The sequence below is a fragment of the Chryseobacterium tongliaonense genome, from assembly GCF_041224435.1.
Lineage (GTDB): Bacteria > Bacteroidota > Bacteroidia > Flavobacteriales > Weeksellaceae > Chryseobacterium > Chryseobacterium tongliaoense.
Genome location: NZ_JBGFFD010000011.1, coordinates 88,508 through 103,014, shown reverse-complemented (window position 1 = coordinate 103,014; position 14,507 = coordinate 88,508). Strand labels below are relative to the sequence as shown.

At 36.0% G+C, this 14,507-nt stretch carries 12 protein-coding genes; 3 read left to right on the top strand and 9 right to left on the bottom strand.

What is annotated here, in order from left to right; translation table 11 throughout:
* Positions 1 to 310: 310 nt before the first annotated feature.
* From tssD to tssO (AB8P06_RS18735), 9 genes are all read right to left on the bottom strand, one after another.
* A complete protein-coding gene (gene tssD, locus AB8P06_RS18775; RefSeq protein WP_369843879.1) occupies positions 311 to 712 on the bottom strand; it encodes a type VI secretion system tube protein TssD in 402 nt (133 codons plus the stop codon).
* Between the two features lie 188 nt (positions 713 to 900).
* Positions 901 to 1,866 (bottom strand): hypothetical protein, encoded by a 966-nt coding sequence (locus AB8P06_RS18770; RefSeq protein WP_369843877.1) that lies wholly within the window; start codon positions 1,864 to 1,866, stop codon positions 901 to 903.
* A gap of 342 nt (positions 1,867 to 2,208) precedes the next feature.
* Positions 2,209 to 3,150 carry a hypothetical protein gene (locus AB8P06_RS18765; protein ID WP_369843874.1) on the bottom strand — a complete coding sequence of 314 codons (942 nt, stop codon included), beginning with the start codon at positions 3,148 to 3,150 and terminating at the stop codon, positions 2,209 to 2,211.
* Positions 3,151 to 6,189: a glycoside hydrolase family 19 protein gene (locus AB8P06_RS18760; protein WP_369843871.1), complete on the bottom strand. Its 3,039-nt coding sequence runs from the start codon at positions 6,187 to 6,189 to the stop codon at positions 3,151 to 3,153.
* Between the two features lie 16 nt (positions 6,190 to 6,205).
* Entirely contained in the window at positions 6,206 to 6,709 is a 504-nt protein-coding gene (locus tag AB8P06_RS18755) for a DUF4280 domain-containing protein (protein WP_369843869.1), read from the bottom strand.
* A gap of 94 nt (positions 6,710 to 6,803) precedes the next feature.
* A complete protein-coding gene (gene tssR, locus AB8P06_RS18750; protein ID WP_369843868.1) occupies positions 6,804 to 9,203 on the bottom strand; it encodes a type VI secretion system protein TssR domain-containing protein in 2,400 nt (799 codons plus the stop codon).
* A 47-nt stretch (positions 9,204 to 9,250) separates the two neighbouring features.
* Positions 9,251 to 10,162 carry a PKD domain-containing protein gene (locus AB8P06_RS18745; protein ID WP_369843866.1) on the bottom strand — a complete coding sequence of 304 codons (912 nt, stop codon included), beginning with the start codon at positions 10,160 to 10,162 and terminating at the stop codon, positions 9,251 to 9,253.
* A gap of 47 nt (positions 10,163 to 10,209) precedes the next feature.
* Positions 10,210 to 10,731 carry a type VI secretion system TssO gene (gene tssO, locus AB8P06_RS18740; RefSeq protein ID WP_369843864.1) on the bottom strand — a complete coding sequence of 174 codons (522 nt, stop codon included), beginning with the start codon at positions 10,729 to 10,731 and terminating at the stop codon, positions 10,210 to 10,212.
* A 5-nt stretch (positions 10,732 to 10,736) separates the two neighbouring features.
* Entirely contained in the window at positions 10,737 to 11,267 is a 531-nt protein-coding gene (gene tssO, locus AB8P06_RS18735) for a type VI secretion system TssO (protein ID WP_369843862.1), read from the bottom strand.
* A 179-nt stretch (positions 11,268 to 11,446) separates the two neighbouring features.
* On the opposite strand from tssO (AB8P06_RS18735), the gene AB8P06_RS18730 reads away from it, so the two are divergent.
* The 3 genes from AB8P06_RS18730 to AB8P06_RS18720 all read left to right on the top strand — a co-directional run bounded on the left by AB8P06_RS18730 (position 11,447) and on the right by AB8P06_RS18720 (position 14,477).
* A complete protein-coding gene (locus AB8P06_RS18730) occupies positions 11,447 to 12,118 on the top strand; it encodes a LuxR C-terminal-related transcriptional regulator (RefSeq protein WP_369843860.1) in 672 nt (223 codons plus the stop codon).
* 139 nt (positions 12,119 to 12,257) lie between these two features.
* Positions 12,258 to 12,548, top strand: a complete 291-nt coding sequence (locus AB8P06_RS18725; protein WP_002984212.1) for an HU family DNA-binding protein — start codon at positions 12,258 to 12,260, stop codon at positions 12,546 to 12,548.
* Between the two features lie 369 nt (positions 12,549 to 12,917).
* Positions 12,918 to 14,477 carry an Rne/Rng family ribonuclease gene (locus AB8P06_RS18720; RefSeq protein ID WP_369843855.1) on the top strand — a complete coding sequence of 520 codons (1,560 nt, stop codon included), beginning with the start codon at positions 12,918 to 12,920 and terminating at the stop codon, positions 14,475 to 14,477.
* Positions 14,478 to 14,507: the final 30 nt, after the last annotated feature.

Genomic DNA, 14,507 nt, shown 5'->3' with positions numbered 1-14,507 from the left:
CCTTCTATCACCAGGGATAGTTTGACCAGACGGTTGATGCCCATATGGTGGCTCTCCGATACTCCGTCGGCATTCTGTGACGGACGGAAAGAAGCACCTTTTGTTTTTTCAGGTGAGGTTAGCATAATTTTGTGATTGTGATGTGGTTAAAGGTAAAAAAAAAAATCCAATCAGATGTTTTTAATAAACAATCGTATGTTTTATTCTCTTCACATTCATTTAAATCAAATATGATTTTACAGGCAAAAAAAGACCGCCTTTAATGGGACAGTCTTCTCTTTATGAATGTGGATTGCGTGTTAATTTTTGATTAGATTGGCCATAGACCATTGAAAGAAGCCAATCCATAATCGATCGTTTCAGCACTTACTACGAAACTGATCAACATACTGTTATCGTCTATTGCATCGAAATCTACCTCATGCTGAATTACATATCCGTTTTCCCATTTAAGCGTAATTAATGTACCCTCTTCGTGAGATTTGTTGAATGTAACTTCACCTGTTGTCGGCTTGTATTTTCCGTTTAACAGGGTTTCCAAAATGTCAGATTTTTCTGTTGCCTCCACTGTAATTTTGATCAGTGCATTTGAAGGGTCAGATGCTACTCTACCAGATACGTCTGTGGATCTTGATACAGTATAATGGAGTTTTAGTAACTTTTGACCATCTCCACCATTGAATTTCAAAATTCCTCTCGAATTTGCTGCCATGATAATAAATTTTAATCGTTAGTAATATTTTGTGATTCAGTGATTGTATAGCAAAGATAGTATCACAAACCTTATTTTAAAAGTTTTTAAATGTCTTTTTAAATTTTTGTCGTAGTTCTACGATTTGATGTCGTAATTCTACGATACGAGGGATAATTATGAAAAATAAAATCTTTATTCATCATACTTCACAACAACTTATCAATCAATATCCTGACCGTATTTTTAACACCGAAACGTGAAATACCATAGTTCATCTGAACGTTTTTAACCCATCCGTTTTCTTTCTCAAAAATATATTTCCCGGTAAAATCAAAAAGTTTTTTTTCACCGGATTCAAGGGTTTGTACCAGGACTATTTCATCAGGATTCTCATTTCGTTCTACTTTCTGACTGATATTTACCGGAATATTTTCTTCATCCAGGTTTTGCTGATAATATGATTTCCCGTTTTTAAACGGAGCCCTTACAGGAGCAAACCAGGTTTTTATAAACCAGTCTTCTTTCATTCTTTGGCTGAACAGGTCTTTATTAAGAACCGCATATTCAAATTCCTGAATGTATATCTGGGCATATTGCCCCGGAAAATGATCTGAAAGCCGATCTTTTATCGTTTTAAAATTTTTAAGGGTCTCTTCAGTAATATATACACTTAACACTTCTCCTTTCAAATTTGTCCTGATTTCCAAAGGATTCAGAGAGCGGATGCATTCTTCAGCAAGATCTCCCATAATACTTTCTTTTCTGTTATAAAAATCAAGCTTGGAGAAATGAAACAGGTGTTCATTTTCTTCATTTTTAACCCATTGTAAGGAAACTGTATAAAAAATGGGATGATCAATGATTCCAGCTTCAGTATATTCTTTTTCTACAATACCTACGGAATACTTTTCATTAAGATTTTCGGGGGCAAAAATAATGTCGGGATTCCGATCAATATTTTTAAAAGGAGCATCATTTTTCTGATTATACTCAAAGATTTCCGAAATGTTGGGAATCAATAATTTTCTTTTGGGAACCAGCTCATCATAGATATAATCTTCTCTTGCACACCTCTGATTATGGTATTCTTTAAGATATTGCGGATTTTCCAATTTTATTTCTTCAGCGATACTCTCCAGCGTTTCTCCGTGAAGTATAAAATGAACAATCATAGTTTTGTTTTTTGGGATGAAGTAATTTAATTTAAAAATTGGCAATTATATACTATTTTACACTTATTATTTCTGGTCTCTCTCAATAACAGATTTTATATCGCAAAGAAAAATTATGATCGGGCATATCTAAGATGAGCAAAGTTTTTAATCTATAAAATAGATTTCAAAAAGAATGCTTCATGGCAGCTTTGCTGCTTTTCTTAAAATATAGCAGCCAGATTTTAAAAACTCTGCGTTAATAAAAAATGATTGAGTGTAAATAGTATTTAGTTATCTAAAAAATTTTATTTTATAAAATCGTCGAAATGTATTTTACTGTTCTTTTAATATTATACTCCTTTAAGGCCGCTTTCTGGTACTACATTTTGCTTTTTTTTCACTTTCAATTAGCTTACTGAAAATTTCGCTTGTCGGCTTCTGAAGAGCAATCTGAGGAAGAAACACACATACCTGTAATTTATTGGGGTCATCCTGCCATGAACTTATTTCATGAATCACTTTATTGATCGTAAAATTGTTATTGGTATAGTTTACAAAATAGGTATACTTATCGGTTCCCTGAGGAAAATCTGTTTCAATGGAAAATCCCTGTCCGTTTTTCTTGATTGCAGACACCTGATTTCCTCCATCCTGAGATAAATTTGTTGATTTCAGTTTTAATATATAACCGTTGTTTTCGTAAAAATACACCAGCAGACTGTCTCCTCTGTTCGGTTTATTACTGAAAATTTTATCGTCTTTGCCATCACCGTTAATATCAATTGTGGTTGTCAGGAAATCTTTATTATTAAGATAGGTATCTATATTTACAATGCTTGCCACAGCTTCAGTCTTTGCACTCTCATTCCCTATCTTATTATAAAAATCAACCAGTGAATATATCTGAGGTTTGTTTCCCTCTTTATACTCTATAATTGCCCAGTTTTTCTTACTATCTTTTTTGCTGAATGAGTAGTTATCATTCTTAAAATCGATGTTTTTATGTTTAATAGTTATCAGCTTGGATTTAAGTCCTGATGAAATTTTCGAGATATAAAAATTGCTGTCATCAGCTGCGGTATAAAACTGATCTTCTCCCATTGTTTTTTTAAGGGAATCAATTTCTTTCTCACCGGGAGAAATCAGATATATCCCTGGTTGGGTAATGAGTGTATCATCAGTTTTTTTCATTTCCTGAGAAGCGGTTGCAGCTGATGCTGTAACTGATGTATTTTTTTTACACGAAATATTGAACATACAGAGTAAAAACACTCCTAGTATAGTATGGCTTAATTGTTTCATTTACTGGTTTATTTCAATGTGATATGCCCCATTTTCATCTAATAACTGATGAAGCTCACTTCTTTTCTGCATTTCGGTTTTAAAATCATTTGGATTGGTTAATCTTCGGATTGATACATCAAACGTATTCATTACGGCAGGATCTGCCAAGTGTTTCGATACGGTTGACGGGCCTAATTCATTAATTTTAGCTTCCATATCCTGAATAATCTGTTCTTGAGTTTTTTGAGCATTCACTCCTGCCGTATAAACATCGATAACCTGATCACCGGCATTAGCGTAGATCCCTTTTTGTTCTGCGGCTCCTGTTCTTTCGATATTATCATACATAATCCGGGCCTGATCTGCCGGTGTCCTTGCTGTACTGGTAATATAAATATCGGTATTTTTAGAGGCTGTTCCTACTTCTTCCAATACGGTTCTTGTTCTTTGTGAAATACCCGATTCAAGTGCAGTGTCACCTACAAAGTGAATGGTTACCGAGCTATTTCCTGTTGATGCAGCTCCGGCATTGGCACATTCTTCCGGATATTTAAAGATTTTCTTTATTTCTTTGAGATACTGTCTCCTTTCCGTTCTTCCGTTTCCTCCACCATTTACAAGCCAGCTGACTGTATCGATATAATCTGCATCTGCTAAAAGATTAATATCAACTGTCCCATATTTGTTTGATACACCATCAAGGTCATAAGTGAACTCCTGTTTAGGATATTGCTTTCCTGTGGATTTATCATATTCACTGAATGAAGTGGTCGGAACAGTCCAGGTAGATCCCGGGCTGAGTTCTTTCCCTTGTTTCCAGAACCATCCTGCAGTATCTACAGTAAGTTCTAATTCTTCAGCTACCTTTTCATAATCTGTTATTACATCAGTGCCGGAATAGGCTTTATATCTGGCATATCCTGCTTTCCAGGTCAACTGCATTAATCCTCTTCCTACATATGGTTTATAGCTGTCTTTCCCATTGTATTCTTTTGTAGTCTGCAATCTGTCGGTTTCATGATAAATCTGTGCTAAGAAATGTATTTTTCTGATACAAGTATTGATGTCATATTTTTTAAATGTAGCGTTCAGCTTTTTGATGAAACTGTCATTCGTTTTATCATCCAGATTACAGTTATCTGCATAAAACAGGGATGAAGTGTTTGCCATCGATTCGCTTTCTCTAAGCTTTTTAAGGATATCTTCAAATTCCGTAAGGGTAATATCTCTGTTACAGAAACATTTTTTACCTACCACAAAATATTCACCTTCTTTTTTCAGGAATTCCCCTTCATGTTTTTTAAGCTCACCTGTACATTCAGCTTTTAACCAGAGATATTCAGCTACGCTTTTATATACATCGAAAGTAATCTGCTCTCCTTTATTGTAAGCTTCTTTGGTTAATGCTTTTTCAATAACATCTGTTTTAGCAAACTTTTTCTGTTGAGTAAGCTCAGCTTTTATTTTACCGGCAATAATTCCAGCTATATTTTTTTTCTGTTCAGCTGTTCCAGTAGCGTTATTACCTCCAAATGTATAGGTATGGGTTCCATCTTTTATTCCACTTAATTTATCCTTCCAACCCGTTAAAGTTTCATCAGATTTCGGACGGAGCTTTATTTTAACTTTTGCGAGTCCTTTCTGAGCTGTAGCTTTGAGGATTGTAATTTCATTTCCATTTTCTTTAGCTTCCAGAACAGGTAAATCAGCATCCTGTCCAACAAAAATGGCTTCTTTTTCTTTAATATGTATACTTACTTCTTTTCCATCTAAAAGCATGGTTGTGGCCACTACATATATTTCTTCCTCGAGTGGGGCACTGTTAATTCTTACGAATTTAGGACCCAATTTATACAGATTAAAGGAAATAGATTCTCCTTTTGCATAAGAAGTTTGGGTGAGTGCATTTTTAATATCATCAAGTTTAGCGTATTTCTTATCAGCCTTCACCTGTGGATTTACTTTTTTCTTAATGATATCTGCAATTTTATCTTTATCAATATTCTTATTATTATTCTGAAAAGTGTACTGATGCTGACCTGCCACTTCTGACGTTTCATCTGTAAATTCTTCTTTTGCAAAATAAGCATCAAGGAGAGCCTCTGCTTTTACTTCTTCAACAACACTTGTAGTTTTCCCTGACGGCTGAGACTGGGTTGGTTTTTGCTCCGGTTTTACCGTGCCTTTGCTCTCCTGATAATCCCATAGCTCATTCCACCAGTCAAGGGCCTTGTCTACAATTCCTTTTTCATCCTTTTGTGATTCAGGCTTTTGTGCTGCAGGAGACCCCTGCGCTTTTGGCGTAGCAGCGGGAGCAGCAGGTTTAGACTGTGGTTGTGGTTTCGGCAGTGGTTTTTCTTTAGGAAGTTCGAAGGCAAGAGGATTTTTAACATCTACATTATTAGTGGCGTGCTTTTTATTTTTAAAATACTCCACTGTAACGTAAAATTCCAGTTCTTTCGGATCGGTTTCACCACTCATTGCTTTTTGCATCAAAGCTTTTGTTAAAACAAATTCTGCTATTGCTACTCCATTCTTTCCTACTGTCGCTTCTTTTTTATCAACAAAAAGATTACCTGCATTATGCCCGTCTCCTTTTGCATCATCTTCCCAAAGGGTAAATACCAGTTTTTCTCCTGTAAGATTCACACATTGTGCTTTTGCTACAAGCTTTTCCGTATAGCTGAAGACCGTACCTTTAGTATCATCAACATAGAAAAGCTCCACTTTATTGATCTTAGGAACTTCTACAGGCTGTGGATTGATTTCTATGGCACTTGATCCCTGTCCTTCAGATTCATACAAGTAGGCTTCCAGACGATAGGTATGCTTTTGTGCAACTTCCCCGAAAGTAAAGCTGCCGTCTCCTGTTTTCTTGATGCTGGTGGTCGTGAAACTCCCGTTAGACCGTTTTTTAAACAGTTCCCATGTAACCAATGCGGGATTACGCTTTTCTCTTGGTGTTCCGGAATACCAGTCTGTTATAGAATAGGTGGTCTTTTCTCCAACCTTTGGGGTTGCATTTCCGGATATTTTTGAAACTCCTTTTTTTGACATTGCAGAAATTTTAAGGTTAATAAGCGTCTATCTCACTTTCTTCTACAGTCTCTTTGAAGTCATCCATTTTCACAAGCGGATTAATGTGCTGTACTGTTTTACTGTCAGCATTTTTCACATTTTTCTTGCTCATTTCTCCGCGCTGACCGTGGTCTTTTACCGTAATTTTCCCACCTACGGTACACTGTAATTCGGAAATTTCAGTTACCGTCTTTTTGCCCATTATTTTTACATTCTCATAGGTTTTCTGCCATTTCCCGGCGGGTGCATAGGAACAGGGCAAATATCCACCTGTAGTAGGTTTAAGTTTGCACTGACCAAAACTTGGCCCCGGAGGATTGAACTGAAGATCATCTTCGGTTACGGCAAGATAGTCTGTACTGCCTTCAGAATCATTCCAGAAATGTTTCTTATGGGCCGTCACTTTATACTGGGGAAACTGATCACCCTGATTGCACTGGGCTTTCCCCTTCTGGACAACAAAATGTTTACCAGCATGGGGTGATGATTGGTTTGACATAATTATGTGATTTGGGTAATATCAAAGATAGAAATTTTATGCCAGAAAAATAAAAAAGCAGAAAATGATTTCTGCTTTTTTTTGTTATAACTTGTTAATGTTTAGTATATTCTGGTTCCTCAACAGGTAACATCGTTGGCATAAAGTATTCGTTTAGCCAATAGAACGTTTGTCCGTTCTGCTGAATTTTTACCGCCGGATTATTTCTGTGGGTAAGCATTCTTTCAGCCAGATCTTTATAATTACGGAAATAGTTTCTTACTGTCTCATTGGTAACAATTTTAGACTTTTTCCAGCCTCTTAGCTTATATTTAGACATCAGCTCTTCTTCAGAATTATCAAACCCTGTGGTTACTCCTACTGCATAAGACATCGGCTGCTCGTACAGATCGCCTTTATCCAGGAATTTCATCGTCGGGTTATATTTTTTCAGAAGTCTTACATATTCATTGATTGCTCGAGACTGCTTGAAATCTGATCTTCCTGCCTGTGTTTTTTCATATACCTCAGTGTAGAAAGCTTTCAGGTTATCATACTCCGTTTCAGAAATCAGGATCCCTTTTTCAAGACCGGGTTTGTAATCTTTCAGCTCTTTAGGAATATATCCTTTTACTAAAAACGGACTTCCGTAATTGATCAGCTGGGCAGCAATTCCTGCAGGCACAGGGTTGGTAAGTCCCGGATATAAATATTTGTATTTTAAATCCACATCTGTTCTTCCCGCTCCTACTGAAGAATGGAAGTAAGCGTTAAGGGAATTATCAATAGTCATATTATCCAGAGTCACCTGAGATATTAAACTGTCAACTGATTTTTTCAAATATCCCGGAGTGGCAATATCACCTTTTTTAGGAAAGATTACAAATCCCTGTGACATACTCTGTTTCGGATAATCCAGTGAGAAGAAACCTTCATCTCCTTCAATAAGGTTAAAATTATTTTTGGTAAGAACATCATTCTGGTTAATGATCTTCTGTTTTTTAAGTTCAGCAATATTTTTCGCCGTATTGGTTACCACATTTTCAGCAAGTAATACGAAATCATTATAAGTATCTGATGATCTTGCGCTTGTCTGGAACATAATCAGTCTTGCCTGAGCCTGAGTCAGGGAGTTGATCACTCCATACATATTCCCGCCCTGATTGGCTGATGTACCTACGGTTATAATGATATTCGTTTCATCAGGAACGTTTGACAATAAATTCCCTGCTGCCATAAGGCCTTCGCTTACCGGCTGATAACCGCTGTTTGTAGGGCAATTCATCTCATTGACTTTCTCGTCTATGAAAGTGGTGATCTTACTGTAATCCTGGCTTAAATTAGATACGGCCACATTATCCCCGCATGAATTGTTTTTGTATAATACAACTCCATATTTTACGGTACTGAAATAAGAAGGCTTTTCAAATCTAAGCTGTAAATCCTGTAATAAAGACTTTACAATCGGAGCATACGGCGCATTGGCCATACTGATATCCAGTGCAAAAACGATATTGATATTTTTATCCTTCTCCGTAATTTCACGGTAACGGTCAAAACGGATCTGTTCTCCAAGAACATTGAAAACATAGTTTTTACTGTAATCCAGGATGTTGGTAAAGTATTTAGTTTTAGAATCCGGAGTCGGAGCTTCGTTTAATGCCAAATTGACCGGATAAATATTTTCAAGCGGTGTTCTTTTATTAACATCTGTAAGAAGTACTGCGGTTTTGTTTTCTGTTTCGTTTCCGCTCGGAGCTCCTTCATGCACTCCTAATGCACTTTCGGTTACTCCTGTAGTATTTTTCATTTTAACAGCAGAACGCTCTCCCCAGGCAGAAATCACATTTGAACTTACCCAGCCGTATAAACCTGTACTGATGCTGTCCAGATTCACTGTCGGTTCTTTACCTACTAAAAATCTTTTGTTATTTTCAGCCTGCTTGTAAACATAGACAACCTGTCCGTTAGGGATTTTCACATTGGCCGCTTCAATTAAACTCGGAGAGTTGAAGACCATAATAGAGTCATTCTTATAATATCTTTCCGCGCTTCTGATCACATCGCTGTTACTCGGGACTACGGCTACCCTCACAGGGAAACCTGTTTTCTCATTTTTCAGAGAGTTGTTCCAGAGAAGAAGGTCGGATTCAGGAATCCAGCCGTAAGTTTTAATAGATTTTGACGAAACTTTTTTCATTAAAGCATCAGGAATATATTCTGCTACTTTTACCATTCCGTCTCTGTGTTTTAAAACCATCAAAGGTTCTAAAAACTTAACTTCCTTATATGATTTTTCATCACTTTTATCAAGATAAGCCGTATTTCTGGACCGGTCTGAAATGGCTACCCACGGAACCGATTTTTTCGGAAAACCGTTGACTACCGGCGAATTATCGACTTGCCCGTATTGTGAAGGCTCGGGAGTTTTCTTTGACGGTAATTTTACCTGACAACTTACTAATAATACTGAAACTCCTATGTAATATGCTGCTAGAGGAAATTTATTTTTCATCCTATTTTCTTTTATGATTGGTGTATCCGGCAAAACCGGAAGAGAATTTATTTGCTTTGGTTGATATCGACTTTTGTAACACAGTTCTGCTTATCATCAAAATTTACTTTTACGGTCTGAATAACATTGTTTTTATCAAACTGAAGTCCTGCACAATACATATAAAAGTTATTGACTTTGCTGTCGTTTACTTTTACTACCGTATTGTCGTTATTACATAAGTATTTTTGTAGTAAATAATTGTAATGTGTATTGAAGCTGCTCCCGTTCGCTATCTGCTGTAAATGCCATTTGAAGTCGTCGTCAATTTTGGCATAGGCATCTTCCACACTTACATCGTCCTCTTTCAGCTCGTCATAGGAAGGAAGGATTTTTATATGGTGTAAAATAGGCTCTATATCCTGATCTGTGTAGAGCTTAACAACATAATCACCCGGCTCTTTATAAGAATAGATGGCCAGCTTATCTTTATTATCCGTATTTCCGGTTTCTCCAAACTTCCAGCTAAACTGCTTAGCATCCGATATTGCACGGAACTGTACATTTTCAAGCTGCATTGCCTGGACCGGAGCTTCTATTGTGGTTTTAACTTTTGTGGTATCCGCAGCTTTCGGAACTGCTCTTGCAGAAACCAATACCGGAAAGGATTTAGAATATTTATTATCGATAATCAATGTTATCGAATAGTATCCCGGTTTGCCATAAAAGTGGAATCCGTTGGTTTTATCAGAAGTTTTTCCGTCTCCAAAATCCCATTTTCTGGTTTTTGCAAACGGCGTTTTATCTTCAAATAAAAGCGTATCTCCTACAGCTAATGTAGACGGGGATACATCTCCTATAATATCATCGGCCGAATGAATGATTTTTTTCTGCAGCCATAATGCAACAAGAGCAGCAATTAGCAATGTTGCAATAACACCGATAATAATGTTCTTTTTGTTCTTTTCAAAATAATTCATAGTTATAATTGTGAAGTGATTGTATTAATATTTTTATCTGGTAATTTTTACTGGGATCTTGCCTTCAATGCATTTTCACGCTGATATACTCGGTTTTTTGTTTCCTTAAGGCCTATCAGGCAGTCATTGTAGAGCTTTTCAAATCGTTTGATATCTTCCGTAGCACTTGAAATACTTCTCTTATCATCAAAATACATCTTGTAAAACTGAGCAATCTGCGGATAGGCATCTTTTCTGATGTCTGTAATATCGTTTCCGAAAGCACTGTTGATATCATTGATTTCATTCTGAATCGAATGCTCCACAAAAGGCTCTGTAGTTTCGTCCGTAAGTTTTTCAATATGAACGAATGTACTATCCAGGCTCTTTTGAAGGATTTTTTGTTGCTGGTCAAATTTAGCTTTCTCCTCAAGCTTCTGAATAGACAGGATGTCTTCATCAGAAAAAGGGGATTTAAAATTTTTCAAAAAGATAATCCCTAGAAATATGAGCGCCGCCAAAAGCATTAAAATCAAGTATAGAAATTGATATTGCTTTTCTTTTTTAGATAATGTAATTTGTCCTTGCATAACTTTTATCTTTTTCTTCTGCTTCCTGAGAATTTTCTTGTAGGATCTATTTTCAGTACATCTTCCATATTATCTACCTTGCCTCTGCAGTCATTGGCATTTCTTATCGCAATCTTTTTCCTGTTGGAAACTTCCACGATCTTATTCTTTAGTGTAAGCATCGGTCTTATCTGCTTCATTAAGGTGGAATAATGTTTGAAATTGTCAGCACTGTCTTTTCCCATAATATTATACGCATCATTTACATTATCAATGATATTGCTGCTGTATAAAGCTTCATTTTCGGCTTTATTAAGCCTGTTCATTCTGCTGAAAATAGTATCGACCTGTACTTTAAGTAAATCGCTGCGGACCTGTAATTCTCTGTAGGCCTCAGCATCCCGGCTGATCCCTTCCGTCTGTGTATCATAACTCTTAAAAAAGAAAAATACACCCGTAAAAGAAACAACGGCTAAAACGATGAAGGATAGAACAAACTTCCAAATGCCTACCCTGACGTCTGACCTGTTTAATTTTTTCTCCTTATTTGAAGACATAGTTTGTGATTTGTTTGGGTCTGTGAAAATATAAAAAAAAAAATTCCTGTACAATATCTAACTTTTCCGTGAATTACCCGTTAATATTCCATTTAAATTAAGTTTAATTTCCACTTTCATAAGTTTTTCATAAATTAGGCCTCTGATTTTTAATTATCCCGCACCAAGTCGATATTAAAATGAGTAAAATATTAAATAATACTGTAAGATTTTCTATAGCAGACAGCGATTTTTATTTCAAGAAAATAATGATCAAAACACTGCTGGAAAATCCTTTCCATATGCTTCTCAGTGACTGTAACAACGGCCATGAGCTTGTAAACAGAATCTACAGGCGACAGGAAGATGTATTTATTATAGAGCTTTTTATGCCTGTATTAAGTGGCATAGAAGCTATTAAATATATCCGGAAAAGCAATGCCGAAACTCCCATCATCACTTATTCCGGCACCTATCAGGAAGATATGGCGGAAATTCTTTCCAAAATCCCCAACATTTATTATTGTCAGAAAAAAAGTGTTGTCATCAAAGATATTATCAAAGGAAAAATAGCTTCAGACAGCTTTGATTATGAGGCCTACAGCAAAGAATGGGAACAGCAGCCTCTTGCCGTACAGGAATATATGGATAGACAAAAAAGAAGTCTTGAAGAGCTCTCCCCTACGGAAATACAGCTGATGAAATTCTGCTATGAAGGCTTTAGTAATAAGGAAATCGGGGAAAAACTCAACTTAAGTACCAGAACAATTGATACCTATATCAACAGGCTTACAGAGAAGCTCGGATTGAAGACTAAACTTCATCTTATACGGTTCTGCGTGGAAAACGGATACTACAATTCCAGCATGTAAACAGATCTTAACGTAATATTAATACAGAGTAAATATAAAATTCTCAACCTTTTAACTAAAATTTTTTTGCCACTAATTTGCTAGTTTTCAATTTTTTTAACTAAATTTGCACACCTAAAATTTAAAATTTAAAAAGGAAATGACAAAGGCAGAATTGGTAAACACCATCTCAAATAAGTTGGGAACAGAAAAGAATGAAACACAGAAAGTTGTAGAAGCTTTTATGCAGGAGATCAGGACTTCTATGTATAATGGAGATAATGTTTATCTAAGAGGTTTTGGTTCTTTTATTATTAAAACAAGAGCTGCTAAAACGGGAAGAAACATTTCTAAAAACACTGCAATTGAGATCCCTGCTCACAACATTCCTGCTTTCAAACCTTCAAAATCTTTTGTTGAGAAAGTAAAAACCAAAGTTGCAGTAAAATAAAAATTAACTGAATATTAACTAGTTACTAAAAAATTAAAATTATGCCAAGCGGAAAGAAAAGAAAAAGACACAAGGTTGCAACTCACAAAAGAAAGAAAAGAAGAAGAGCGAACAGACATAAGAAAAAATAATCTCTTTTTTTCGAGATCTACAATATAATAATATAGTTGGTGTTTTTAATTATTTAATATTCACCGACTATATTTTTGTTTTGCAACTATAAGATTCCGCAGGAAATCAGGATAGTTTTTATTTATTTTCCAATAAATAGGGTAACTTTAATTATTAATTCTTACATTTAAAATATATTGATTTGATAAAAACCCTACCTGTTTCCTATAATCTTAATAATTTTTATCTTATACCAAAATGAAGAAAGAACTAATAGTTTCGCATGATGATGATCTTACAAAGATTGCACTGCTGGAAGACGGAAGACTATGTGAACTTCATGAGCAAGAGGACAAAAGCGATTTTATAGTTGGAGATGTGTTTATAGGAAGGGTAAAAAAACTGGCGCCCAATCTGAATGCTGCATTCGTAAATATAGGTTATGATAAGGATGCTTTTCTGCATTATCAGGACCTGGGACCACAATACCTTACCTATAGAAAGTTTTTAAGGGATACCATTTCTAAAAAACAAAGCTCTTCAAGCTTAAAAAATTTTGAGATACAGCCCGAAATTGACAAAAACGGAACAGTAGACAAAGTCATCGCCAAAGATGACGTCGTTCTGCTTCAGATCACCAAAGAACCTATTTCTACCAAAGGCCCGAGAATTTCTACACAGGTTTCTCTGACCGGGCGTTTTCTGGTTTTAATCCCTTTCGATAATAAAATTTCCATTTCCAAGAAAATCAAAAGTTTCGAGGAAAAAGAAAGATTAAGAACTCTTATCGAGAGTATAAAACCTGAAGGATTCGGAGTGATCATCAGAACAGTTGCCGAAGGAAAAAAAGTAGCAGACCTTCACAATGATATGAATCAGCTGATTCAGAAATGGGAAAGCACTTTTAAAAATATCCAGAGAAATAAGGTTCCGTCTAAAGTTTTAAGTGAAGAAGGCAAAGCTTCAGCGATTATCAGAGACAATTTCAACCAGGACTTCGTAAGTATTATCTGTGACGATGAGCAGATGGTTGACGAAATGAAAGCTTATCTGGAAGTCATTGCCCCTGAAAGAAAAAATATCGTTCAGTTTTACAATTCCCATATTCCTCTTCTGGAATATTATAATGTGGAAAAACAGCTTAAACAAAGCTTTGGAAAACACGTCAATATCCCCAGCTCAAAAGGTGCTTACCTCGTTATCGAGCATACAGAAGCATTACACGTAGTCGATGTAAACTCCGGGAACAACATTACCACCGGAAATACAGCCAATAAAGAACACGCACTCAACGTGAACAAAATGGCAGCCACAGAAATCGCAAGACAATTGCGTCTTCGTGATATGGGCGGAATTATCGTGATCGATTTTATCGACATGACCAACCCCGATCACCGGAGAGATTTGTACGAACATCTGAAAGAAGAAATGAAGCGTGACAAAGCACGCCACAAGATTTTACCACCGAGTAAATTCGGACTGATACAGATTACCAGACAAAGAAACCGTCCGGAAAAACAAATCGACACCAAAGAAGAAAACCCGAATAAAGACGGAGAAATCGTAGCTCCGATCGTTATTGTGGAAAGAATGGGAGAAACCATCAGAACCATTATGCAGAAGGAAAAAGGAAAACTTTACCTGCATGTACATCCTTTCGTGGAAGCTTACCTTACCAAAGGAATCAAAAGCATCCAGATGAAATGGTTTATGAAATATAAAAAATGGGTAACCATCGTCCCAAGGGATTCTTTTAAATACTTAGAATACAAAATTTACAATTCGAAAAAAGAAGAATTGATCGGATATTCTAATTAATACAAAATTTTAAACCTCAAGTTTTCTTGA

Excerpts from the sequence above, each read along its gene's own strand:
- AB8P06_RS18745 (WP_369843866.1), bottom strand. The coding sequence starts at position 10,162 with ATGAATTATTTTGAAAAGAACAAAAAGAACATTATTATCGGTGTTATT.
- AB8P06_RS18730 (WP_369843860.1), top strand. The coding sequence starts at position 11,447 with ATGAGTAAAATATTAAATAATACTGTAAGATTTTCTATAGCAGACAGC.
- tssO (WP_369843864.1), bottom strand. The coding sequence starts at position 10,731 with ATGCAAGGACAAATTACATTATCTAAAAAAGAAAAGCAATATCAATTT.
- AB8P06_RS18770 (WP_369843877.1), bottom strand. The coding sequence starts at position 1,866 with ATGATTGTTCATTTTATACTTCACGGAGAAACGCTGGAGAGTATCGCT.
- AB8P06_RS18755 (WP_369843869.1), bottom strand. The coding sequence starts at position 6,709 with ATGTCAAACCAATCATCACCCCATGCTGGTAAACATTTTGTTGTCCAG.
- tssO (WP_369843862.1), bottom strand. The coding sequence starts at position 11,267 with ATGTCTTCAAATAAGGAGAAAAAATTAAACAGGTCAGACGTCAGGGTA.
- AB8P06_RS18725 (WP_002984212.1), top strand. The coding sequence starts at position 12,258 with ATGACAAAGGCAGAATTGGTAAACACCATCTCAAATAAGTTGGGAACA.
- tssD (WP_369843879.1), bottom strand. The coding sequence starts at position 712 with ATGGCAGCAAATTCGAGAGGAATTTTGAAATTCAATGGTGGAGATGGT.
- AB8P06_RS18765 (WP_369843874.1), bottom strand. The coding sequence starts at position 3,150 with ATGAAACAATTAAGCCATACTATACTAGGAGTGTTTTTACTCTGTATG.
- AB8P06_RS18760 (WP_369843871.1), bottom strand. The coding sequence starts at position 6,189 with ATGTCAAAAAAAGGAGTTTCAAAAATATCCGGAAATGCAACCCCAAAG.
- AB8P06_RS18720 (WP_369843855.1), top strand. The coding sequence starts at position 12,918 with ATGAAGAAAGAACTAATAGTTTCGCATGATGATGATCTTACAAAGATT.
- tssR (WP_369843868.1), bottom strand. The coding sequence starts at position 9,203 with ATGAAAAATAAATTTCCTCTAGCAGCATATTACATAGGAGTTTCAGTA.